This window comes from Streptomyces justiciae (genome assembly GCF_015163075.1).
Taxonomy (GTDB): domain Bacteria; phylum Actinomycetota; class Actinomycetes; order Streptomycetales; family Streptomycetaceae; genus Streptomyces; species Streptomyces justiciae.
Map to the genome: position 1 here is coordinate 601,036 of NZ_JADDXU010000003.1, position 23,341 is coordinate 624,376.

Annotated in this window: 18 protein-coding genes; 7 read left to right on the plus strand and 11 right to left on the minus strand. The window is 68.4% G+C overall.

Annotation, left to right across the window (positions count from 1 at the left end):
* Positions 1-2: 2 nt before the first annotated feature.
* The 5 genes from IQ210_RS11090 to IQ210_RS11110 all read left to right on the plus strand — a co-directional run bounded on the left by IQ210_RS11090 (position 3) and on the right by IQ210_RS11110 (position 4,814).
* The gene (locus tag IQ210_RS11090; RefSeq protein WP_079307551.1) at positions 3-515 is read left to right on the plus strand and encodes a Jag family protein; all 513 of its coding nucleotides are present in this window, start codon (positions 3-5) and stop codon (positions 513-515) included.
* A gap of 127 nt (positions 516-642) precedes the next feature.
* Positions 643-1,362 carry a 16S rRNA (guanine(527)-N(7))-methyltransferase RsmG gene (rsmG, locus tag IQ210_RS11095; RefSeq protein WP_097266267.1) on the plus strand — a complete coding sequence of 240 codons (720 nt, stop codon included), beginning with the start codon at positions 643-645 and terminating at the stop codon, positions 1,360-1,362.
* A gap of 318 nt (positions 1,363-1,680) precedes the next feature.
* Positions 1,681-2,754 carry an AAA family ATPase gene (locus tag IQ210_RS11100; protein WP_079083284.1) on the plus strand — a complete coding sequence of 358 codons (1,074 nt, stop codon included), beginning with the start codon at positions 1,681-1,683 and terminating at the stop codon, positions 2,752-2,754.
* On the plus strand, positions 2,751-3,851 hold the full coding sequence (locus IQ210_RS11105) for a ParB/RepB/Spo0J family partition protein (RefSeq protein WP_194078732.1): 1,101 nt from the start codon (positions 2,751-2,753) through the stop codon (positions 3,849-3,851). Before IQ210_RS11100 ends, IQ210_RS11105 begins: the two co-directional genes overlap by 4 nt.
* A gap of 345 nt (positions 3,852-4,196) precedes the next feature.
* Positions 4,197-4,814 carry a GNAT family N-acetyltransferase gene (locus tag IQ210_RS11110; RefSeq protein ID WP_194078733.1) on the plus strand — a complete coding sequence of 206 codons (618 nt, stop codon included), beginning with the start codon at positions 4,197-4,199 and terminating at the stop codon, positions 4,812-4,814.
* 80 nt (positions 4,815-4,894) lie between these two features.
* On the opposite strand, the gene trxA is transcribed toward IQ210_RS11110, so the two are convergent.
* The 7 genes from trxA to IQ210_RS11145 form a co-directional block, all read right to left on the minus strand.
* Positions 4,895-5,227, minus strand: a complete 333-nt coding sequence (gene trxA / locus IQ210_RS11115; protein ID WP_007383275.1) for a thioredoxin — start codon at positions 5,225-5,227, stop codon at positions 4,895-4,897.
* Between the two features lie 46 nt (positions 5,228-5,273).
* Entirely contained in the window at positions 5,274-6,242 is a 969-nt protein-coding gene (gene trxB / locus IQ210_RS11120) for a thioredoxin-disulfide reductase (RefSeq protein ID WP_059194370.1), read from the minus strand.
* Between the two features lie 163 nt (positions 6,243-6,405).
* Positions 6,406-7,308: an anti-sigma factor family protein gene (locus IQ210_RS11125; RefSeq protein WP_194078734.1), complete on the minus strand. Its 903-nt coding sequence runs from the start codon at positions 7,306-7,308 to the stop codon at positions 6,406-6,408.
* The gene (gene sigM / locus IQ210_RS11130) at positions 7,305-8,030 is read right to left on the minus strand and encodes an RNA polymerase sigma factor SigM (protein WP_194078735.1); all 726 of its coding nucleotides are present in this window, start codon (positions 8,028-8,030) and stop codon (positions 7,305-7,307) included. The genes IQ210_RS11125 and sigM overlap by 4 nt, the downstream gene beginning before the upstream one ends.
* Positions 8,031-8,059: 29 nt before the next feature.
* On the minus strand, positions 8,060-9,778 hold the full coding sequence (locus tag IQ210_RS11135) for a protein kinase family protein (RefSeq protein WP_194078736.1): 1,719 nt from the start codon (positions 9,776-9,778) through the stop codon (positions 8,060-8,062).
* A 138-nt stretch (positions 9,779-9,916) separates the two neighbouring features.
* The gene (gene murJ / locus IQ210_RS11140) at positions 9,917-12,181 is read right to left on the minus strand and encodes a murein biosynthesis integral membrane protein MurJ (protein ID WP_194078737.1); all 2,265 of its coding nucleotides are present in this window, start codon (positions 12,179-12,181) and stop codon (positions 9,917-9,919) included.
* Between the two features lie 44 nt (positions 12,182-12,225).
* Complete coding sequence (locus IQ210_RS11145; RefSeq protein WP_194078738.1) at positions 12,226-14,598, minus strand: DUF6049 family protein; 2,373 nt, start codon at positions 14,596-14,598, stop codon at positions 12,226-12,228.
* A 297-nt stretch (positions 14,599-14,895) separates the two neighbouring features.
* On the opposite strand from IQ210_RS11145, the gene IQ210_RS11150 reads away from it, so the two are divergent.
* Positions 14,896-16,338, plus strand: a complete 1,443-nt coding sequence (locus tag IQ210_RS11150) for a CCA tRNA nucleotidyltransferase (protein ID WP_194078739.1) — start codon at positions 14,896-14,898, stop codon at positions 16,336-16,338.
* Between the two features lie 114 nt (positions 16,339-16,452).
* On the opposite strand, the gene IQ210_RS11155 is transcribed toward IQ210_RS11150, so the two are convergent.
* The 4 genes from IQ210_RS11155 to IQ210_RS11170 all read right to left on the minus strand — a co-directional run bounded on the left by IQ210_RS11155 (position 16,453) and on the right by IQ210_RS11170 (position 20,272).
* Positions 16,453-16,971, minus strand: coding sequence for an LppU/SCO3897 family protein (locus IQ210_RS11155; RefSeq protein ID WP_194078740.1), 519 nt, complete (start codon positions 16,969-16,971; stop codon positions 16,453-16,455).
* Positions 16,972-17,095: 124 nt separating this feature from the next.
* Positions 17,096-18,358 carry an MFS transporter gene (locus tag IQ210_RS11160; RefSeq protein ID WP_194078741.1) on the minus strand — a complete coding sequence of 421 codons (1,263 nt, stop codon included), beginning with the start codon at positions 18,356-18,358 and terminating at the stop codon, positions 17,096-17,098.
* Positions 18,359-18,455: 97 nt separating this feature from the next.
* Entirely contained in the window at positions 18,456-19,538 is a 1,083-nt protein-coding gene (locus IQ210_RS11165; RefSeq protein WP_194078742.1) for an inositol-3-phosphate synthase, read from the minus strand.
* Between the two features lie 44 nt (positions 19,539-19,582).
* Positions 19,583-20,272 (minus strand): PadR family transcriptional regulator, encoded by a 690-nt coding sequence (locus IQ210_RS11170; RefSeq protein ID WP_194078743.1) that lies wholly within the window; start codon positions 20,270-20,272, stop codon positions 19,583-19,585.
* 366 nt (positions 20,273-20,638) lie between these two features.
* On the opposite strand from IQ210_RS11170, the gene IQ210_RS11175 reads away from it, so the two are divergent.
* Entirely contained in the window at positions 20,639-23,269 is a 2,631-nt protein-coding gene (locus tag IQ210_RS11175; protein WP_228047437.1) for a transglycosylase domain-containing protein, read from the plus strand.
* The last annotated feature ends 72 nt before the right edge of the window (positions 23,270-23,341 follow it).

Genomic DNA, 23,341 nt, shown 5'->3' on the forward strand with positions numbered 1-23,341 from the left:
CCGTGACGGAAGGCACCACCTCCGCCGCTGCCGAGGGTGCAGACACCCTGACCCGCCTGGAGCAGGAGGGCGAGATCGCGGCGGACTACCTCGAGGGTCTGCTGGACATCGCCGATCTCGACGGCGACATCGACATGGACGTCGAGGCCGACCGCGCCGCTGTCTCGATCATCAGCGACGCCGGCAGCCGCGACCTGCAGAAGCTGGTCGGCCGGGACGGTGAGGTGCTCGAGGCCCTCCAGGAGCTCACGCGCCTGGCCGTGCACCGGGAGACCGGCGACCGCAGCCGTCTGATGCTGGACATCGCGGGCTACCGGGCCAAGAAGCGTGCCGAGCTCTCCGAGCTGGGCGCCAAGGCCGCCGCCGAGGTCAAGAGCAGTGGCGAGCCCGTGAAGCTCAAGCCGATGACGCCGTTCGAGCGCAAGGTCGTCCACGACGCCGTCAAGGCCGCCGGTCTGCGCAGCGAGTCCGAGGGCGAGGAGCCGCAGCGCTTCGTCGTCGTACTGCCCGCCTGATCGGACCGTAGGTTCCTCCGGCCCCGTCTGCCCGGCAGACGGGGCCGAACTTTGTCAGCCTGATAGTTCTGGTGGTTGTGGTGATCGGCGCCGTGAGCGCCCATCGCGGTACGGAAGGACGGTCCCCGTGACGGAGGCAGCGGAGCTCCCCCCTGCGCCCGAGCAGGCGCGCACGGTGTTTGGTGATCGCTACGCGGACGCGGTCCGGTACGCGGAGCTGCTCGCTGAGGCGGGCGTGCAGCGCGGTCTGATCGGCCCGCGTGAGGTGCCCCGGCTGTGGGAACGGCACCTGTTGAACTGCGCGGTGCTCTCTGAGGTCGTCCCCGAGGGCGTGACCGTCTGCGACGTCGGCTCGGGTGCCGGCCTCCCGGGCATCCCCCTGGCGCTGGTACGGCCCGACCTGAAGATCACGCTCCTGGAGCCTCTGCTGCGGCGTACGACCTTCCTGACCGAGGTCGTGGAACTGCTCGGCCTGGACCATGTGACCGTCATGCGGGGCCGTGCCGAGGAGGTCATGGGCAAGCTGCCGCCGGTGCACGTGGTGACGGCACGGGCCGTGGCTCCGCTGGACCGGCTGGCCACCTGGGGCATTCCGCTGCTGCGCCCGTACGGCGAGATGCTCGCCCTCAAGGGCGACACCGCCGAGGAGGAACTCAAGGCGGCGTCCACTGCGCTGAGCAAGCTGGGTGCCGTGGAGACGTCTGTCCTTCAGGTGGGTGAGGGAGTCGTGGATCCCCTTTCCACGGTCGTGCGAGTCGAGGTCGGGGAGAGCCCCGGCGGAGTGCGCTTCGCGGCCAAGCGGGCGAAGGCGGCTCGTACGGGACGTGCGCGCCGTCGTCGCGGATAGGTGATCGACGTCTCGACGTCGCGGACAGGTGGCTGATGCCTCGGCTTCGCTGATCCGTCCTGACGACGAGACGTACTCCACACAAGCTGCCAAACCTACGCATGCCGGAGTGTCGCGGCAGTTCGCTCTCCGCTGCTGTGCATCGTGTTTCACGTGAAACGTCGCTCACTCCTGCACGGCATCATCAGCCGTGGCCGCGCCGCGGCCGAACCGCGCGACCGGAAGCCTCTCGGGTCACTCGGAGAGGTAAGGGAGTTGTCCACAGAGGTGGATTTCTCCACAGAACGCCAGGCCTCACTGGTTCACGACCCCGAAGACATGGGAGGCTCTGTTCATTGCGAGCCTGAAGTCGAGGAGAGTGAATCCTTGCGGTCCGACGCCAACATCGCGGGACCGATGACCGATCCGGTCCCCGGTCCCCGTACCGAGTCGATCGGGGACGATGTTTCACGTGAAACACCGCCCCCGATGGACGACACTCCCATCGGTCGCGCTGCCCAGCTGGCGGTAGAGGCTCTGGGCCGCGCCGGCGAGGGTCTGCCGCGGCCTGAGCAGACGCGTGTCATCGTTGTCGCCAACCAGAAGGGCGGCGTGGGCAAGACGACGACAACCGTCAACCTCGCTGCTTCGCTGGCTGTACACGGTGGCCGGGTCCTTGTGATCGATCTGGACCCGCAGGGCAATGCGTCCACGGCCCTGGGGATCGACCATCACGCCGAAGTGCCGTCCATCTATGACGTGTTGATCGACAGTAAGCCGCTGGCCGAGGTCGTTCAGCCGGTCCCGGATGTCGAGGGGCTTTTCTGTGCGCCCGCCACCATCGATCTCGCCGGTGCGGAGATCGAGCTGGTGTCGCTGGTGGCACGTGAGAGCCGTCTCCAGCGCGCGATCCAGGCGTACGAGCACCCCCTGGACTACATCCTCATCGACTGCCCGCCTTCGCTCGGCCTGCTGACGGTCAACGCTCTGGTCGCCGGAGCCGAGGTCCTCATCCCGATCCAGTGCGAGTACTACGCGCTGGAGGGGCTGGGTCAGCTGCTGCGCAACGTCGACCTGGTGCGAGGGCACCTCAACCCCGCCCTGCATGTCTCGACGATCCTGCTCACCATGTACGACGGCCGGACGCGGCTCGCGTCCCAGGTCGCGGAAGAGGTGCGCACCCACTTCGGTGACGAGGTGCTGCGGACGAGCATTCCCCGCTCGGTCCGTATTTCGGAGGCGCCGAGCTATGGGCAGACGGTGCTGACTTACGATCCAGGATCGAGCGGTGCCCTCTCCTATCTTGAGGCGGCACGCGAAATCGCGCTGAAGGGCGTGGGCGTCAGCTATGACCCGACCCAGGCCCACATCGGCGCCCAGAGCAACCCGAGCATGGTGGAGGGCATTCAGTGAGCGAGCGACGGAGGGGTTTGGGCCGTGGTCTCGGCGCACTGATCCCCGCTGCCCCGACGGAGAAGACGCCGGCTCCGGCCGCGATGGGTGGCGCGGGTTCCGCGTCCCCGGCAGCTGTTCCGGTGCTGACGACCGACCGTGGGGTGGCGGCGGCGAAGGTGGCCACGCTGCCGCCTGTTTCACATGAAACGGAGGAGCCGTCGCTGAACGGTGCCGTGGAGACGCTCGCGTCTCCGGTCGGTGCCCACTTCGCCGAGCTCCCTCTCGACTCCATCACGCCGAACCCGCGCCAGCCGCGTGAGGTCTTCGACGAGGACGCCCTGCAGGAACTGGTCACCTCCATCAAGGAGGTCGGTCTCCTCCAGCCGGTCGTCGTACGCCAGGTGGGTCACGCCCGCTACGAGCTCATCATGGGCGAGCGGCGCTGGCGGGCCAGCCGTGAGGCGGGCCTGGAGGCCATCCCGGCGATCGTGCGGGCGACGGAGGACGACAAGCTCCTCCTGGACGCCCTTCTGGAGAACCTGCACCGGGCGCAGCTGAACCCGCTGGAAGAGGCCGCCGCCTACGACCAGCTCCTGAAGGACTTCAACTGCACGCACGACCAGCTGGCGGACCGCATCGGCCGGTCCCGCCCGCAGGTCTCCAACACCCTGCGTCTGCTGAAGCTCTCCCCGGCCGTTCAGCGACGGGTGGCCGCCGGGGTGCTCTCCGCCGGGCATGCGCGGGCGCTGCTCTCGGTCGAGGACTCGGAGGAGCAGGACCGCCTCGCCCACCGGATCGTGGCCGAGGGGCTCTCGGTGCGTGCCGTCGAGGAGATCGTGACCCTCATGGGGTCGCGTCCGCAGACGGCTCAGCGTGCCAAGGGCCCGCGGGCCGGTACCCGGGTCTCTCCGGCGCTGAGCGACCTGGCGGGCCGTCTCTCGGACCGCTTCGAGACGCGGGTGAAGGTCGACCTGGGTCAGAAGAAGGGCAAGATCACGGTCGAGTTCGCCTCCATGGAGGACCTCGAGCGAATTCTCGGCACGCTCGCCCCGGGCGAGGGGCCGGTCCTTCAGAAGAGCCTTCTGGACGGCGACTCCGAGGACTCGGAGGACTGATCGTCCGGCCGACGGTGCGAGAGCGTCCGTCGGTCAGGAGAGCGGGCCGTGTTCCACGGCAGAGCGGGCTGAGTTCGGCAGGGACCGGACACAGCCCGCTCTTTGCTTTCATGCGGTGTCGATGCCATCACATCGTGGATACGATGCGAGCGGGTACGGCGCATCCACCCGGCAGCACCTCTCAGGGGAGGCAGGTGTCATGCGAACGGTGAGCCGCAGCGGACTGGTGAGCGCGGGTCTGGGACTGGGCGCGGTCGGCGGCTTCGTCGGCAGCCTGCTCCGGGAACGGAGCGCTCTGACAGCCGCCCGCGATGCCGCGGGCGAGGGAAGCGAGGAACAGCCTTCATGGGGCGTCGGCTCGTACCGCTCACGCTGGACAACCTTCAGGACATTCCCCAGCGCTGTCGCTCGTGTGTCTTCTGGGAGTTGGACCCAGTCAGCGGTGAAGCCGCGGTAAGAGGGGGCACAGCCGCCCTGGAGAAGGAAGCCTGGATCTCCGCCGTCCTGTTGGACTGGGGATCGTGCGGCCGGGTCGTCTACGTCGACGACGTGCCGGTGGGTTTCGTGCTGTACGCCCCTCCGGCCTACGTCCCGCGCTCGACGGCGTTTCCCACGAGCCCCGTCTCACCCGACGCCGTGCAGTTGATGACGGCGTTCATCATGCCGGGGTACCAGGGGCAGGGACTGGGGCGGGTGATGGTCCAGACGGTGGCCAAGGATCTGCTGCGACGGGGCTTCAAGGCCATCGAGGCCTTCGGGGACGCCCGTTGGAAGGAACCGGCCTGTGTGCTGCCCGCCGACCATCTGCTGGCGGTGGGCTTCAAGACGGTGCGCCCGCACCCCCTGCACCCACGACTGAGGCTGGAGCTGCGTACGACGCTCTCCTGGAAGGAAGACGTGGAGATGGCGCTGGACCGCCTTTTGGGCGCGGTGCAGAAGGAGCCCGCTCTCCGTCCCCTCTGACGACGATGGGCCGGCCCTCTCGGGCCGGCCCAGTCGTGTTTCACGTGAAACATGTGCCATCGACTCGATGGCTCAGAACGTCACTCGGCGATGAAGTCCTCGAGGTCGCGCACGATGGCGGCCTTCGGCTTCGCGCCGACGATGGTCTTGGCGACCTCGCCACCCTGGTAGACGTTCAGGGTCGGGATGGACATGACGCCGTACTTGGCGGCCGTACCCGGGTTCTCGTCGATGTTGAGCTTCACGATCTCGATCTTGTCGCCGTACTCGGCGGCGATCGCCTCGAGGGACGGAGCGATCTGGCGGCACGGGCCGCACCAGGCAGCCCAGAAGTCCACCAGGACGGGCTTGTCGCTCTTGAGGACGTCCTGCTCGAAGGAGTCGTCGGTCACGTTCTTCAGGGTGCCGGCCACGGCGGGCTCCTTAACTCTTGTGCGTGGGGTGGTGGATGGGAGGGGATCAGACAGAGGTCTTCTCGGGCTCCGCCTGCTCCTCGTCCGCCAGGGCGGCGAGGTAGCGCTCGGCGTCGAGGGCGGAGGAACAGCCGGTGCCGGCCGCGGTGATCGCCTGGCGGTAGGTGTGGTCGACCACGTCGCCGGCGGCGAAGACACCGGTGACGTTCGTCCGCGTGGAGGGCGCGGCGACCTTCAGGTAGCCCTCCTCGTCGAGGTCGAGCTGGCCCTTGAAGAGCTCGGTGCGCGGGTCGTGGCCGATCGCGATGAACAGGCCGGTCACCGCCAGGTCCGACAGCTCGCCGGTCTTGAGGTTGCGCAGCTTCAGGCCGGCCAGCTTCGGGTCACCCTGGATCTCGGCGACCTCGCTGTCCCACACGAACTTGATCTTCGGGTCGGCGAAGGCACGCTCCTGCATGGCCTTGGAGGCACGCAGGGTGTCGCGACGGTGGACGATCGTCACGGACTTGGCGAAGCGCGAGAGGAAGGTGGCCTCCTCCATCGCGGTGTCACCGCCACCGATCACGGCGATGTCCTGGTCCTTGAAGAAGAACCCGTCACAGGTGGCGCACCACGAGACACCGCGGCCGGAGAGCGCGTCCTCGTTCGGCAGGCCGAGCTTGCGGTGCTGCGAGCCGGTGGCGACGATGACGGCCTTCGCCTTGTGGACCGTGCCCGCCGTGTCCGTGACGGTCTTGATCTCACCCGTGAGGTCGACGCTGACGATGTCGTCCGGGACGAGCTCCGCGCCGAAACGCTCGGCCTGGCCGCGCATGTTGTCCATGAGCTCGGGGCCCATGATGCCGTCCTGGAAGCCCGGGAAGTTCTCCACCTCGGTGGTGTTCATCAGCGCACCACCTGCGGTGACGGCGCCCTCGAACACCAGCGGCTTCAGCGACGCGCGCGCGGTGTAGAGCGCCGCCGTGTAGCCGGCGGGCCCGGAGCCGATGATGATCACGTTACGGACGTCGCTCACGGCTTGGTTCCTCGTCTCTGGACTGCGTCAGTACGACCGGTGGGAGCCCCTCTCAGAACTCTCACCCCACCCAACGGATCCTACGGGGCGCGCATTCCCGGTGTGTCCGGGCACACGGAGAGGCGCCACCGTACGGGATACCACGCCGGAGAGAGACGAAGCGTCAGTGCGCGGAACGCGCGTAGGAGTGCGTCAGCAGAACCTTCGCGGAGGAGGACGGGTCCTTCTCACAGCCGGCGTCGACCACGTAGGCGTCGACTCGGCTGGTGTCCTTCGCGTTGAGCATCAACACGAGGTAGGCCGGATCTCCGTCGTAGGTGCCCTTCTTGGCGGCCAGAGCCGTGTCGTCGCGACCGATGCCTTTCAGCACACAAGCAGGAACCTGTGGCAGGGGCTGGTTCTTGAGGTGGTTCTCGGGCACGGTGTTCGCCCCGAGACTGCGAGGGGACCGGGAACCCTCACCGGCACCCTGCGCCAGAAGCTCGGAGACCTGGGTCTCGACCTTCTTGCCGGAGAAGGCGTCGGCCTGCGCGGTGGGGTCGGACGGCTTGCCGTCGTTGAAGGACGACAGCAGCACAGAACCGAGTCCGAGGGCGGCGACCGTGAACACGGTCCCCAGCACGGCGATCCTGCGTCGCCCGCCGCGGGAACGGCCCTTGCGGCCGGGGCCGGTGCTGGAGGCACGGGCGTGGCCTGCGGGACGGTCCGCCGACGCCGATGTTTCACGTGAAACATGCGTACCGGCGAGTGCGGGGGCAACAAGGTCGGTGGTGTGATCGGAGCCGGAAGCATCGGCGGGCTCGGGAGCTGTCGCGCTGAGCAGAGCCTCGGCAGCGAGAGCGGCGTCGATACGGCCTGCGACGTCGTCGGGCATGCGCGGCGGACCAGGCAGCGAGCCGAGCAGGCCCCGGATCTCCTCCAGCGAGGCGTGCACGTCGGCGCAGAGCTCGCACTCGTCCAGATGTCGTCGTACGTCCGCGCTGCGGGTCGGCGTGAGCAGGCCCTCGGTGAGCTCGGAGAGCTCCGCGACGTCCGGGTGCCCGGCCGCGTCTGTCGTGGATGTCACGCTCGCCCACCTCCGCCCGTCACAGCAGCTGAATCGCCTGGACCTGTCTCATGGGGCCCCGGGTCAGGGGATCCCGCTGCCGGTGGGACGGATGTCCCGTGCACCCGGTTCCGTCCCCTGCCCGGTTCTCTGCTGTCACCGGTGTTTTCCGGCCGCAGATGAGTGAGGAGGGGGAGGAGTCTGGCCCGGCCGCGGGCACAGCGGCTCTTCACCGTGCCGGTCGGCACGTCGAGCATGCGGGCGGCCTCGGCGACCGGGTATCCCTGCATGTCCACCAGGACGAGCGCGGCCCGCTGGTCGTGCGGCAGCGTGCCGAGTGCCTCCAGCAGCTGGCGGTGCAGATCGTTGCGCTCCGCCGGCGCCGAAGCCTCCTCGTGGGGCTCCAGGAGCTGTTCCAGGCGCTCGGTGTCGTCGACCGGTGAGGTCTTACGGGAGGCGGCCTTGCGGGCACGGTCGAGACAGGCGTTCACCGTGATGCGGTGCAGCCACGTCGTGACCGCCGACTGGCCCCGGAAGGTGTGCGCGGCGCGGTAGGCGGAGACCAGGGCGTCCTGGACGGCGTCAGCGGCTTCCTCGCGGTCCCCGAGCGTGCGGAGGGCCACGGCCCAGAGCCGATCACGGTGACGTCTTACGAGCTCGCCGAACGCGTCGGGATCGCCGTCCACGTGAGCGGCGAGGAGGTCCTGATCGCTTGCGTCGCCGTATGCGGTGCCATCTGCCATCGGACCCCCTCCCCTGGGATGCGGTGCGCTCAGCCCTTGAACGTCACGTCGGTGACCGCCTGCTTGTAGCCGGCGCTGCTGTAGCCGTCCGAGGGTGCGCTCGGTACAGCGGTGATCCACAACAGCACGTACTGCGTCTTGACCGACTTGGAAGCCTTCACCGTGAGAGAGGTTCCGCTCGTGGTAGCGGTTCCGATCTCTGTCATCCCGTCGACCCCGGTCGAGGGGGACAGGGAGTCGGTGGCGTAGAGCTTCACGGTCGTGTGATCGCCCGGATACCGGAGCCCTATCGACGCCGTCGAGATCTTCTGCGCCGAACCGAGGTCGTAGACGATTCCCACGCCGGGCTTGTACGGAGCGAGCGTCGGGCCCTCGTTGTAGCGCTTGGTACGCCAGTACGTGGAGCTCTTGCCGTCGTACGTCAGCTGCACATCGTCCGGAGCCTGTGCGTCACCGCTGGCGACGTACTCCTGGGCACCGGCGATGCTGAGCGTCTTGACCGGCTTGGTCTTGTCGCCGCTCTTGTCGTTGTCGTCCGTCGTCTGCGTCTGGTTGGTGTCGTCGGACTTGTTGTTCTGCTCCATGAGGGCGTCCGCCAACTGCCAGCTGCCCAGGCCCAGCGCGGCGATGAGGAGCGCCGACACGGCCCACTTCAGGGCCTTGCCGGTGCGGCTCTGCAGCGGCGGCGGAGGAGGCGGCAGCGGCTGGGTGACGCCGGGATGGGGCGCCGGGCGGCCGTACGTGCCCTGCTGGTACGTCGTGCGCTGGTACTCGGGCGGCGCGGTGAACGCTGGCTCCGGCGGGCGGATGCGGGGCATCTCGCCGATCGCCTTCACCAGTTCCTCCGGCGTGGTGCACGCGGATTCGTGGCGTGAGGCGGTGGCGCCGTCGTTGACGAGCGCGCGCATCGACAGCTCGGACAGGCCGCGGTGGACACCCGCACGCACCTGGTCGGGCGGGATCAGCCCGATGTCCTTGGGCAGCCCGGACAGACCGTAGGCGTCGTTCTCGTACGGCCAGCGCTGGGTCAGGCCCGCGTACAGCAGGGCGCCGATGGCCTCGGTGTCCGTGCGCTGCGGGGTCTCGGACGTGATGCCGCGCAGCGCGGCATTCACGGCGAGGCCGCGGATGCGCCACTGGCCGCTGGAGGTCCGCAGGACCGCGTTCGGGTTCAGGCGCAGATGCGCAAGCCCTTCGCGGTGGGCGGCGGCCATGGCGGAGGCGACCTGACTGACCATCTGGTAGGCGTCGTGCGGCTCCAGCGGCCCGGGGGCCAGGAGGGCGGTCAGCTCGGTGGCGTCGGGCAGCCACTCGTGGACCACGTAGACGAGGTCGTTCTCCTCGACGGCGTCCAGGACCTGGACGAAGCGCGGGTCACCGAGCAGCGCGGACGAACGGGCCGCGGCCAGCACGGAACGGGCTCGCGCGTGGTCTGCGGGCAGGATGTGCACACCGACGGCGCGACGGAGCTTCTCGTCGACCGCACGCCAGCTGCTGAACCCGTCCAGCCGGGTGACGCACTCCTCGAGCCGGTAGCGTCTGGCGAGCTTGTGGCCGCTGTGCAGCTCGGGCGGTGAGGCCTTCCCGGGACCCTCGGTCCCGCCACTCCCCTGTGCCTCGTCGATGTCCGTGTCCCGCTCCCGGTTAGTGGCCACCCCGTCGGCCGTGGACTGGTCCGCCTCTGCGGTCAGCGGCTCGTCGCCGCTGTTGTCTGCCACGTCGACGGCAGCCGTGCTCCGTTCCGCCACCGTCGTTCCTGCCTCCCCATTCGTTGCGCGCCGACCGACATCCGTGCGCGCCGTCCGACGCCGAAACCAATTGTGCCCACAGTCCGCCGCTATGCACGACACACGGTGGCGGACGATGGTTGTGCGCGTACCCCCTTATCAGCGCCCCAGCCGTCCGCGCACCATGCCGACCAGGGAGTTCAGCTCCTCGATACGCATCTTCCGGGCGGCCACGAAGAAGATCCCGAGCAGGACGGCTCCGCCGACGATCAGAGCGGCGAAGGAACCGATGACGCCTTGGCCGAGGACATGCGCGATGCCGTAGCAGGCGGCGCCGCTGAGGATCGCGGCCGGTACGGAGGCGATGCAGAGCCTGGCGTAGGTCCGCATCACGCGGGCGCCGTCCAGGTCGCCGCCCAGCTTCTTGCGCAGGCGGCTCCAGGCGACACCGACGCCAACCGCGTAGGCGAGGCCGTACGAGGCTGCCATGCCGACGACCGCCCAGCGTGCCGGGATGACGAAGTAGCAGACGGCGGAGGCGGCGGCGTTGACGGCCGCCACGATGACCGTGTTGTAGAAGGGGGTTCGGGTGTCCTCGTAGGCGTAGAACGCGCGAAGGACGACGTACTGCACGGAGAACGGGATCAGGCCGAGGCCGAAGGCCATCAGCATGTAGCCCATGTTGGTGGCCTGGTCGGCACCCGAGGAACCGAAGATCAGGGTGCACATCGGGATGCCCAGGGAGACGAACCCGAAGGCGACGGGGACGATCGCGACGGCCGTGGTGCGCAGGCCCTGCGAGATGTCGTCGCGGACGGCTCCGCTGTCGTCCTCCGCGGCTGAGCGGGAGATGCGCGGCAGCAGGGCTGCCATCAGAGAGACCGTGATGATGGCCTGCGGCAGGCCCCAGATCAGCTGGGCGTTCGCGTAGGCGGCGAAGCCGGTGCCCTTGACACCGGAGTCGAAGCCGGCGGCGGTGGACAGCTGGGTGACCACGAGCGCGCCCGCCTGGTTGGCGAGGACGAACAGGATCGTCCACTTGGCGAGCATCGCGGCCTTGCCGAGACCGTGGCCCTTCCAGTCGAAGCGGAGCCGCAGGCGGAAGCCGGTCTCGCGCAGGTAGGGGATCATCGCCAGGGACTGGACGACCAGGCCGAGCAGAACACCGACGCCGAGGAGCCGCTGGCCCTCGGGCGGGATGTTCGTGACCTCCATCCCGGAGCGCTCCGAGGTGCCGTAGACCCACAGGAACATGCCGAGCGTCACGATGATGACGATGTTGTTCAGGACCGGGGTCCACATCATCGCGCCGAAGCGGCCGCGGGCGTTGAGGATCTGACCCATCACCACATGGACGCCCATGAAGAAGATCGAGGGCAGGAAGTAACGGGTGAAGGTGATGGCCACCTCATTGGCCGCCGGGTCATTGGCGACCTTCGCGGACAGCGCGCGGACCAGGAGAGGAGCCGCGAACATCGCGAGGGCCGTGAGTGCGGCGAGCGCGACCATCACCAGGGTCAGCAGACGGTTCGCGTATGCCTCGCCGCCGTCCTCGTCGTCCTTCATGGCCCGCACGAGCTGAGGCACGAAAACGGAGTTGAGGCCGCCACCGACGGTCAGGATGTAGATCATCGTCGGCAGTTGGTAGGCGACCTGGAAGGAGTCACCGAGGAGGCCGAGACCCAGCGCGGAGACGATCATGGCGGAGCGCACGAATCCGGTGAGCCGCGACACCATCGTGCCCGCCGCCATCACCGCGCTCGACTTCAGCAGGCCGCCGGCCTTCCCGCCCTTCTTCGCGGAAGCCGCCGCCGGAGCCGGCGATGCCGGAGGGGGTACGGGTGCCGTGCCCAGGTTCATTGTCCTGTCCGCGGACGGCGGCATGGGCGGCTCGGCGCCCGGTACCGGCGCCGGGGACGGAGCCGGTACCGACGGGGGCTGGTACGGCTGCTGGCCGCCGCCCTGCTGCTGGTCCCGGAAGAGGTGCGCGAACGCGTCCGGCTCGTGGCGCTCCTCGGCGGAGTGCGTGACGAGGTCGTCGACGCCCACGTACTGCGTGGTGCGCGGGTCGTCGCCGTACGGCAGGTACTGGGTCGCGCCGTCCGGCTCGGGCGCCGGGGTCTGGGCCCACACGTGCGGGTCGGGGGCGTACGGGGACTGCTGGGGCTGGGCGTACAGCGGTTGCTGCGGCTGGTACGTGCCCGGAGGCGGCGGGGGGTGCGCGGCGCGGTCGTAGAGCGCCTCGGCGACCGGGTCCTGGGCGGAGATGTCCTGGGCCCGGTAGGGGTCCTGGGCATAGGCGTCCTGGAGGTACATGTCCGCGGGTGGCTGCGGCGGTACCTGGCCGTGCTCGGGCGGCGGGCCCTCGGGGTGGCCCGAGCTGCCCGCGGCCTGGCCGCGGTCACCGTCGTACGGCGCGTTCATGGTTACCCCACCTCATCGTCCCGGGCCCACCGGCCACGACATCCTCAACGGTCCACTCTCTCACCCGTGCCGGACGGGTCGGTGCTTTCCGCTGCGGTGTCCGGTGTCGGGTCACTCGGCTGCTCCGGGTCGTCTGCCCCGGGCCGGGTGCCGGACTCCTCCGTGAGACGGTCTTCGGGCCCTTCCGGGTTCTCCGGGCCGTCCGCCGGCTCCCCGGCCTCCTCGGGACCGTCCGAGCCGGCCTCCTCGGCCTCCCGCTGGGCGGCGCGCTTGCGCTGCTTGTACATCCGGAAACCGGCGAGGACGAGAAGGAGGAAGCCGCCGCCGATGACCAGCATCACGGTGGCCGTGAACTCGGTGACCTTCACGTCGAACCGGACGGGATCGCCGTACGCCTGGCCGTCCTCGGTGAACAGCTGGGCGACCACCTTCGCCTGGCCGTTGGCCTGGGCCGAGGTGGTGAACTTCACCGTCTGGCTGTGTCCGCCGTTGACGGTGACCCGCTGTTCCTCGTAGTCATCGTCGCCGATCTTCAGACGGGTCGGGCTCGTGGAGGTGAGCCGCAGGACGAGGTGGTCGACGCCCTGCACCAGGTTGTTCTGCACGGTCACGGGGATCGTGGCGCTGCGCCCGGAGAGCTTGACCTCGGACTTGTCGATCAGCTTGACCTGGTTGGTCAGGCTGTCGAGGTAGTTCCGCACGCCGTCGCGGTAGCTCTGCGCCTCGGCGGCACGGCCGCGCCACGACGTCGACATCTCACGGTTCATGGCCCGCCCGAAGGGGGTCACCACGCGGGACTGGTCGGTGAGGATCACCTTGAACTTGTCGAGCTTGTCCTGCACCGCCGCGATCTGCTCGAAGGACGGCTTCGACAGCTCCTGCTTGCGCAGCTTGGCGGGGTAGGCGGAGGCCGGCGGGACCTTGGTGGTGGCGCTCGCGTCCGGCTTGGCGGCGGCCGCCGACGCCAGGGTCTGGGTCTGCGTCCACTCCCCGCCCTGGAGGGCGGCCACTGCCGCGGCCATCGCCTGCGCCTGGCTCGCGGTCGGCGTCCGCTGCGGGGCGACGACGATGCTGCGCTCCTTGTCCACCTGCTGGTTCAGCGCCAGGCTCGAGGCGAGGAACTTCTGCACGGCGAGGGTGGACGCGGAGGCCGAGGTCAGGTCGCCCTGGAACGCCGTGGACAGCCGCGCATCCGCGACCACCGCGGTGGTGCCGCCGCCGATGGGGCGGGCGGCGGAGGGCGTGTACGGCAGCCCGGCGGTCTCTTCGAGGCTGTCGCTGCGCGCGATCACCTTGTCGGCGCCCGCGGAGGTGGCGACCTTGACGATCGACGGGTCGACGGCGCCGTTCACGGGCCAGGCGAAGTCGGTGTCGGGTGTCACGTGGAGCACCGTCTGCACCGTGGTGGCCGCGACGTCGGTGGCGTCCTTGAGGTGGCTCAGGGAGCCGCTGACGGTGGTGCCGTTGTGGGCGAGTGAGGCGAGGTCCGGGTCGGCGAACGGAAGGGCGACGACCTCCTTGTCGGTCACCGCGTCCTGAAGGTCGGCCAGCCACTGCTTGGCCACCGCCTGGTGCGTACCCGCCACCGTGCCGGTGCCGGACTCGACGCGATAGGCACCTGTCATCGCGTCGACGGAGGCGAGCAGGTCCGGGTCGATCACCCAGGTGACGTCGAGGGCCTTGCCCAGCGACAGCATCTGCTCCAGCCGGCCGCCCGGCGAGATCTCCTTGGCCAGGTCGTCGTTGAGGAAGACCGGCGTCTGCTCCGCGTTCGACCCCGTCTCGGCCGTCATGTGGGCGGTGGAGATCAGCGGCCACAGGACCGTCGTCTTCGTCTGGGTGTCGGCGCCTTCGGGCTGCCAGGGCAGATACGTCCGCTGGATGCCGAGGACCTGCTGCCACTGCTGCGCGGAGGTCTGACCGGTCAGGGAGACGCCGAGCTGGTAGACGCCGTCCGAGCCGAGGTCCAGCTCGTCGACCGGAACGGCGATGCTGAAGCTCTGGGCGACGCCGGGCGTCAGCTTGGCGAACTTCTTGACGTACTTGCCGCCGACGATCGTTCCGTCGAGTCCCGGCTGGAAATCGGCGCGCTGCGCGACGCTGTCGACGTCCGAGCGGGTGCTGAGCTCGGGGCCGACGCGCAGATCCACCTGGGCGTCCGTGACCGTCTGCTTGCTGTCGTTGGTCACGGTGCCGGACACGGTCACCGTGTCGCCGTCCGTGGGGACGCTGGGCGTGAGCGTGTTGATGTCCACGGACACGGTGCTGGAGCCGGACGCGGCGCTCGCGGGCGCGGCGGCGGGCAGCTGGAGCAGACCGGCCAGCAGAGGCGCTCCGGCGAGCAGTGCTCCCGTGCGCCGCAGCCACCGGCGGGCAGGTGAGGGACTCATCCCCTGGAAGTCTGCCGCCTCGGCCACGCGCTCGCCCGTCCCTCGTCGTCAGTGGTCGTCAGTGGTCGTCGCAATGTGCGTCCACGCATGGTAACGATGCGCGCTGAGGGGAAGTGCCGCGGTCTGCTCCACAAGATCGGGAAACAGGGCCGGGCCGTCCTGTATGTGTGCGTATAAAGGGGAGCGAATCAGTACGTCCGGCAGACGCTTCCTCTGTACCGACCTGCGTACGGGGCTGTGCAGATTTGATGGAGGCGCCTGTCGGAGGCGCTCGCGATTAATCGGGGCGCTCCGGGTCGCCGGGGCCACGTACCCTTTTCTGTTGTGCCGAACGCCAACGAAGACAAGCCCAGCGCCCTGAGCCAGGTGCAGCACCGCGCGGTCAGTGAACTGCTGCGGGTCGCCCCTGTCGCCGACGACCTTGCCCGCCGTTTCCAGGAGGCCGGGTTCTCTCTCGCCCTGGTCGGCGGCTCGGTCCGGGACGCGCTGCTCGGCCGGCTCGGCAACGACCTGGACTTCACGACCGACGCCCGCCCTCAGGACGTACTGAAGATCGTGCGCCCGTGGGCGGACGCCGTGTGGGAGGTCGGGATCGCCTTCGGCACGGTGGGTGTGCAGAAGGACGGCTACCAGATCGAGGTGACGACCTACCGGTCGGAGGCGTACGACCGGACGTCGCGCAAGCCCGAGGTGTCGTACGGCGACTCCATCGAGGAGGACCTCGTCCGGCGTGACTTCACGGTGAACGCGATGGCCGTGGCTCTGCCGGAGAAGGAGTTCATCGACCCGCACGGCGGTCTGGAGGACCTGGCGGCACGGGTGCTGCGCACGCCGGGCACGCCTGAGGCGTCCTTCTCGGACGACCCGCTGCGGATGATGCGAGCGGCGCGCTTCGCCGCGCAGCTGGACTTCGAAGTGGCCTCCGAGGTCGTAGACGCCATGAAGGAGATGTCCGGGCGCATCGACATCGTCTCGGCCGAGCGGGTCCGGGACGAGCTGAACAAGCTGATCCTGTCCGCGCACCCGCGCAAGGGCCTGACCCTGCTGGTCGACACGGGCCTCGCGGACCACGTCCTGCCCGAGCTGCCGGCGTTGCGCCTGGAGCGTGACGAGCACCACCGCCACAAGGACGTCTACGACCACACGCTGATCGTCCTGGAGCAGGCGATGGCCCTGGAGGAGGACGGCCCCGACCTGGTCCTCCGCCTCTCCGCTCTCCTCCACGACATCGGCAAGCCGCGCACACGGCGCTTCGAGAAGGACGGTCGGGTCTCCTTCCACCACCACGAGGTGGTCGGCGCGAAGATGACCAAGAAGCGCATGACGGCGTTGAAGTACTCCAACGACCTGGTGAAGGACGTCTCACGCCTGGTCGAACTCCACCTGCGCTTCCACGGCTACGGCACGGGCGAGTGGACGGACTCCGCGGTCCGCCGTTACGTCCGTGACGCCGGCCCGCTCCTCGACCGCCTCCACAAGCTGACTCGCTCCGACTGCACGACCCGCAACAAGCGCAAGGCGACGGCGCTTTCGCGTGCGTACGACGGCCTGGAGGAGCGCATCGCCCAACTCCAGGAGCAGGAGGAACTGGACGCCATCCGCCCGGACCTGGACGGCAACCAGATCATGCAGATCCTCGGCGTCGCCCCTGGCCCGGCAGTCGGCCGCGCGTACAAGCACCTGCTGGAACTGCGCCTGGAGAACGGCCCGATGGGCGAGGAGGCCGCGGCCGCGGCACTCAAGGAGTGGTGGGCCGAGCAGAGCTGAGTCTGTGAAAACGGGGTCATGTTTCACGTGAAACATGACCCCTGGAAAGCATCGAGGGGCGACGTTTCACGTGAAACGTCGCCCCTCGTGGTGTCTGCGGTGCCGCAGGACCTACTACTTGTCCTTCAGGCAGAGCAGGAAGTCAGTGCCGTCACCGGACTCGGTGTAGACGTACTGGAAGTCCTTGGCCTCGGCCGCGCACTTGGTCTCGGCGAGAGTACCGCTGAACGTGCCCTCGATCTTCGCCAGCACCGTGTACTGGGCCTTCGAGGAGGTGCAGTCGACGACCTCGAGGTCCGGGTTGTTGTCGTCGCTGCTGCCGCGGTGCATGCAGTCGCCGACCGCTGCGGTGTTGGCGTCGTCACGGCTGGAGATGTAGCCGCCGATGGCGATACCGGCGACGGCCACGACGATGACGATGTTCTTGATCGTCTTGAAGCTCAGCTTGCGCTTCGGCTGCTCCGGCGGGACCGGCGCGTACGGGACGCCGGCCTGCTGCGGGAAGCCCGGCTGCTGGCCCTGGGCGTAGGGGTTGCCGTCCTGGGGCGGGTACGGGGCCTGGGCCTGGGGCTGGCCGTAGGGCTGCTGGCCCTGGGCGAACGGGTTCTGGCCCTGGGGCGGCGGAGTAGACACTTGGGGGTCCCCCTAGAACATGGGTGAGTGATGCGCAATGAGGCGCGAGTAAGACGCACGTAAGTTACCGGGACCCACTGACACCCCTGTACCCCAGGGGGACTCTGTGTCATTGATGTGACACTTACTGGCGTTCAAAGTGGGCCATAACCACAGCAACTGCCCCGTAGATAACGGCCACTGTGACCACCAACACCACAGAGCGCCCGTCCGGCGGCAGCATCAGGGCGGCCACCGCGGCTGCTCCGACGAAGGCGATGTTGAAGAGGACGTCGTAGACGGAGAAGATCCGGCCCCGGAAGGCGTCGTCGACCGAGGACTGGACGAGGGTGTCCGTCGCGATCTTCGCGCCCTGGGTGATCAGGCCCAGGACGAATGCGGCGACGAGCATCGGCGCGACGGCGAAGGGGAGGCCCAGGGCGGGCTCCAGGATCGCGGCCGACGCCGCGCACACCACGATCCAGCGGCCCGGGCCGAGACGCCCCGCCGCCCACGGTGTCACCACGGCAGCCACGAAGAAGCCCGCGCCCGAGATGCCCAACGCCAGCCCCAGCAGGGCGAGTCCGTCGTCGGTGGTGGAGGAGAACTCGTACCGGCACAGCATCAGCAGCATGACGAGCAGGGCGCCGTAGCAGAAGCGCATCAGCGTCATCGCGGCGAGCGCCCAGGCGGCTTCCCGACGTGGTTTCCCGGCGAGGTGGCGGACGCCCGCGGTCAGGTCGCGGGCGGTGCCGGCGAGGGCCGCGGTGAGGCCGGGGCGTACCAACGCGGGGTCGGGGCCCAGCAGTTCTTTTGCGATGCGCAGTGATGCCAGCGCCGCGCACAGGTACAGGGCCGCCCCGAGGAGCACGACGGCCGCGTCGGAGTCGGCCACGACCAGGCGTACGACGAAGGCGAGTCCACCGCCCGCGGTTGCCGCGAGCGTACCGGCGGTCGGGGAGAGGGAGTTGGCGACGACCAGCCGTTCGTCGTCGACCACGCGGGGCAGCGCGGCGGACAGGCCGGACAGGACGAAGCGGTTGACGGCGGTGACGCACAGGGCGGAGACGTAGAAGAGCCAGTCCGGGGCGTGGCTGACCATCAGGACTGCGGTCGCCGACGCCATCGCCGCGCGCACCAAGTTGCCGTAGAGGAAGACCTGGCGGCGGCGCCAGCGGTCCAGCAGGACGCCGGCGAAGGGGCCGACCAGGGAGTAGGGGAGCAGCAGGACGGCCATGGCGGAGGCGATGGCGGCGGCCGAGGTCTGTTTTTCCGGGGAGAAGACGACGTACGCGGCGAGCGCGACCTGGAAGACGCCGTCGGCGCCCTGGGAGAGCAGGCGTACGGCGAGAAGGCGTCTGAAGCCCTGGAAGCGGAGCAGGACGCGCAGGTCACGTACGACGGCCATGGGGCACAGCCTCACACAAGGGAAGGGTCCCCGGGCGGTACAACCCGGGGACCCTCGACACAGCCCTGGCAGGAGCGTTTTTGAGCGGTGGTGAGCTTTAGCGCTCGACCTCGCCCTTGATGAACTTCTCGACGTTGGCGAAGGCCTCGTCGTCGAAGTACTGGACCGGCGGGGACTTCATGAAGTAGGAGGACGCCGACAGGATCGGGCCGCCGATGCCGCGGTCCTTGGCGATCTTCGCGGCGCGCAGGGCGTCGATGATGACACCCGCGGAGTTCGGGGAGTCCCAGACCTCGAGCTTGTACTCCAGGTTCAGCGGGACGTCACCGAAGGCGCGGCCCTCGAGGCGGACGTAGGCCCACTTGCGGTCGTCGAGCCAGGCCACGTAGTCCGAGGGACCGATGTGGACGTTCTTCTCGCCCAGCTCGCGGTCGGGGATCTGCGAGGTGACGGCCTGCGTCTTCGAGATCTTCTTGGACTCGAGGCGGTCGCGCTCCAGCATGTTCTTGAAGTCCATGTTGCCGCCGACGTTGAGCTGCATCGTGCGCTCGAGGCGGACACCGCGGTCCTCGAACAGCTTCGCCATCACACGGTGCGTGATGGTGGCGCCGACCTGCGACTTGATGTCGTCACCGACGATCGGGACACCGGCCTCGGTGAACTTGTCGGCCCACTCCTTGGTGCCGGCGATGAAGACCGGGAGGGCGTTGACGAAGGCGACCTTGGCGTCGATGGCGCACTGGGCGTAGAACTTCGCCGCGTCCTCGGAGCCGACCGGCAGGTAGCAGACGAGAACGTCGACCTGCTTGTCCTTCAGGACCTGGACGACGTCGACCGGCTCCTCGGCGGACTCCTCGATGGTCATGCGGTAGTACTTGCCGAGACCGTCGAGCGTGTGACCGCGCTGGACCGTGACGCCCTTGTTCGGGACGTCGCAGATCTTGATGGTGTTGTTCTCGCTGGCACCGATGGCGTCCGAGAGGTCGAGGCCGACCTTCTTCGCGTCGACGTCGAAGGCGGCGACGAACTCGACGTCACCGACGTGGTAGTCGCCGAACTGGACGTGCATCAGTCCAGGCACCTTGGTCGCCGGGTCGGCGTCCTTGTAGTACTCGACTCCCTGAACCAGCGACGCGGCGCAGTTGCCCACACCGACGATGGCTACGCGAACCGAACCCATTCCGGTTGCTCCCTGTGTGTACGAGTGAGGCCCTGACTGGGCGCTCACGTGGCGGTGTCGTCGGGCAGATCGGTCCGGGGGGTGTCCCCGGGCCGTGGCAGGTTGCCCGTCGCTCCAGTGGTGTTGTTCTGCTGAGAGGACTGAGCGGGCCCCCCGGTGGAACCACGAAGGTCCCGTCCGGCCCGCTCGCTCTCGATGAGCTCGTTCAGCCAGCGCACTTCGCGCTCCACGGACTCCATTCCGTGGCGCTGGAGCTCAAGCGTGTAGTCGTCGAGGCGCTCCCGGGTGCGCGCGAACGAGACGCGCATCTTGTCCAGGCGCTCCTCCAGCCGGCTGCGGCGGCCTTCCAGCACCCGCACGCGCACATCGCGCGACGTCTGTCCGAAGAAGGCGAAACGCGCGGCGAAGTGCTCGTCCTCGTACGCGTCGGGGCCGGTCTGGGAGAGCAGTTCCTCGAAGTGCTCCTTACCTTCCGCCGTCAACCGATAGACGATCTTGGCGCGACGCCCCGCGAGTGGTGCGGCGAGGGCGTCCTCGGGAGCGTTCCCCGACTCCTCGATCAACCAGCCGTTGGCGACCAGCGTCTTGAGGCAGGGGTAGAGCGTGCCGTAGCTGAACGCTCGGAACACGCCCAGTGACGTATTGAGTCGTTTGCGCAGCTCGTAGCCGTGCATCGGGGACTCGCGCAGGAGACCGAGTACGGCGAACTCCAGGATCCCGGAACGCCGGCTCATGGTCGCCTCCTCTCGGTCTTCCGCTCGCTTATGTCGCTCTGATGTATCGACTCGATACATCACGACGATAGAACGGCCTTCCGGATGCGACAAGTGCGGGGACGGTGAACGGGATCACATCACCGATTCGTTGGAGGCAAGTTGCCTGATTTGGGGTGAACTTCGGGGCTAGGCGGGTTTTGACGGTGCGTAGTCTGTGCGGCATGCACACCACCGGGAACCGAGTGACGTCTGGGGACGTCATCGTCCTCGGTGCAGTACGGGTGAATGCGAAAGCGACCACATCCGTACTTCGGGGGGACCGGAAACCAGCAGCCGCCGTTTCCAGGCGCGCAAAGGTGCGCCTGCCCTAGGAGTAGTCGTTCGATGAGCGAGCACCGTCGCAAACCGCCGCAGCCGCAGGGAGGCGGACGTGCCGCGGCCCGACGCGGCCAGTCCGGCTCGTCCTCCGGCCGCCGTGCGGCACCGCGTGGCGCCACCGGATCTCCTTCCGACGCGTACGGGTCGGGTTCACACGAGTCGGGAGCTGAGGAGCGGCCGTACGGCGGCCGCGCCGAGGCCCGCCGCGCGGCGCAGAGAGGCGGGGGCAGCCGACGCAGAGCGCCCGAGCCCACGGGTCGCGGCGCGCGCCGCGGGGGCCCGGGTGGCCCCAGCGGCCCTGGACGGGGCCGAGCCACCGCCTCCACCAAGAACCGGTTCATCGACTACCCGCGCGCCGGCAAGTACGGCTGGCAGCGCTGGGTGCCCTCCTGGCGCCTCGTCTCCGGACTCGGCCTCGCCTTCTTCGGCAGCCTGGTCGCTATCGCGGGCATCGGCTACGCCATGGTGAGCATCCCGAGCGAGAACGCCGCGGCGAAGTCCGAGAACAACGTCTACTACTGGGCCAACGGCGATCAGATGGTGGCCACTGGTAGTGGTGCCAACCGTCAGAACGTCGACATCGCCAAGATCCCCAAGGCCATGCAGTGGGCCGTGATCTCCGCGGAGAACAAGAGCTTCTACACCGACTCGGGCGTCGACCCCATGGGTATCGCGCGAGCGCTCGCCAACATGGCGCGCGGCGGTGACACCCAGGGTGGTTCGACCATCACCCAGCAGTACGTGAAGAACACCTACCTGAGCCAGGAACAGACCGTCTCCCGGAAGTTCAAGGAGATGTTCATCTCCATAAAGGTGGGCACGAAGCTCACGAAGGACGAGATCCTCCAGGGCTACCTGAACACGTCGTACTACGGCCGTGGCGCGTACGGCATCCAGGCCGCCGCGCAGACCTACTACGGCAAGGACGCCGAGGACCTCACCGACTCCCAGTGCGCCTTCCTCGCCGCGCTGCTCAAGGGCCCGACGTACTACGACCCCATCGACAACACGAGCATCGACCCCTCGGCGACCAAGGACGCCAATCTCAAGCGCTCCAAGGAGCGCTGGGGCTGGATCCTGGAGCAGATGCACAACGACAAGCATCTGACGGACGCCAAGTACCAGACGGCCATCAAGAAGTACCCCATGCCCCAGGGCCTCAAGGCGACCAAGGGCATGACCGGCCAGATCAGCTATCTCGTCGACACGGCCAAGAAGTACGTGCTGGCCCACTCGAACATCTCGCGGGCCGACTTCGACAAGGGCGGCTACCAGATCTACACGACCTTCGAGAAGAGCAAGGTCAACGCGCTCTCGGCGGCCGTCAAGAAGATCGAGAAAGAGAACATCGACCCGGAAAAGCGTGAGAAGGACAAGCACGTCCAGTTCGGCGCGGCGTCGGTGCGGCCCAACGACGGCGCGATCGTCGCGATCTACGGTGGCGCAGGCTACGAGAACGACCACTTCAACAACAACGCGGACACCTCGGGTGTGCCGGTCGGTTCGACGTGGAAGCCGTTCGTGATGGCGGCGGCCATGGAGTACGGCACCTACAAGGATCCGGACGTCGGTGTCTCGCCGCTGAGCAAGTACAACGGCAACGACCATCTGAAGGTCAAGAACAACGACGGCAGCTACGTGCTGAAGAAGGACAACTCGGTCTTCTACCAGGAGAACGAGAGCGACTATCCCTGGGGCTACATCAGCCTTCGTAAGGCGATGGAACAGTCCATCAACACGCCGTTCGTGCAACTCGGCATGGACGTGGGGATGGACAAGGTGCGGAGTGTCGCCTCGAAGTCCGGCATCCTGGACAGCAGCTTCGCCGACTACAACGGCAACCCCTCCTTCGCGCTCGGCACTTCGACCCCCAGCGCCATCCGCATGGCGGACGCGTACGCCACCTTCGCCGCATCCGGCAAGCAGGCCGATCCGTACTCGGTGACCGAGGTCAAGAAGGACGGACAGCCCCTGTCGGGCTTCGACAAGCCGAAGATCAAGCTGGCCATGCCCGAGAACGTGGCGCACAACGTCACGGACCTCCTCGAGAACGTCATCAAGAACGGTACGGGTAAGAACGCGCTGGCCCTGGGCCGTACGGCGGCCGGCAAGACCGGTACGACCGACAGCAACAAGTCGGCCTGGTTCGTCGGCTACACCCAGCAGCTGTCGACCTCGGTCGCGATGTTCCGAGAGGACCCCAAGAGCAGCAAGCTGCTCTCCATGAACGGCACCGCGGGCGTGGAGTCCATTCACGGTGGTGACATCCCCACCGAGATCTGGACCGAATACATGAAGGCCGCTCTGAAGGGCGACAGCGACCCCGGCTTCCCGGACGCCGAGAAGATCGGTGAGATCCAGGACGAGGCGGGGGCACCGTCCCCGACGCCGTCCGTCACCGCGACGCCGAGTGAGACGCCGAGCGCGACGCCGAGCCCGACGCCCAGCGAGTCCGAGATCCTTCCCTCGCCGTCGGCCAGCGAGTCCTGCAAGTTCAGCTGGCAGTGCTCGGACACCGGAGGCACGGACACCGGCGGTACGGACGGAGGCGTGACCTCCACACCGACTGCCACGGAGACGGACACCACCAGAGGTAACGGCAATGGAGGCGGCATCTTCGGAGGATCGACCGGTTAGCCGCCATATCGCCCGCCGAGGGTGTTTCACGTGAAACATGGGCCGTCGCACCCACCAGGTGCGGCGGCCCTC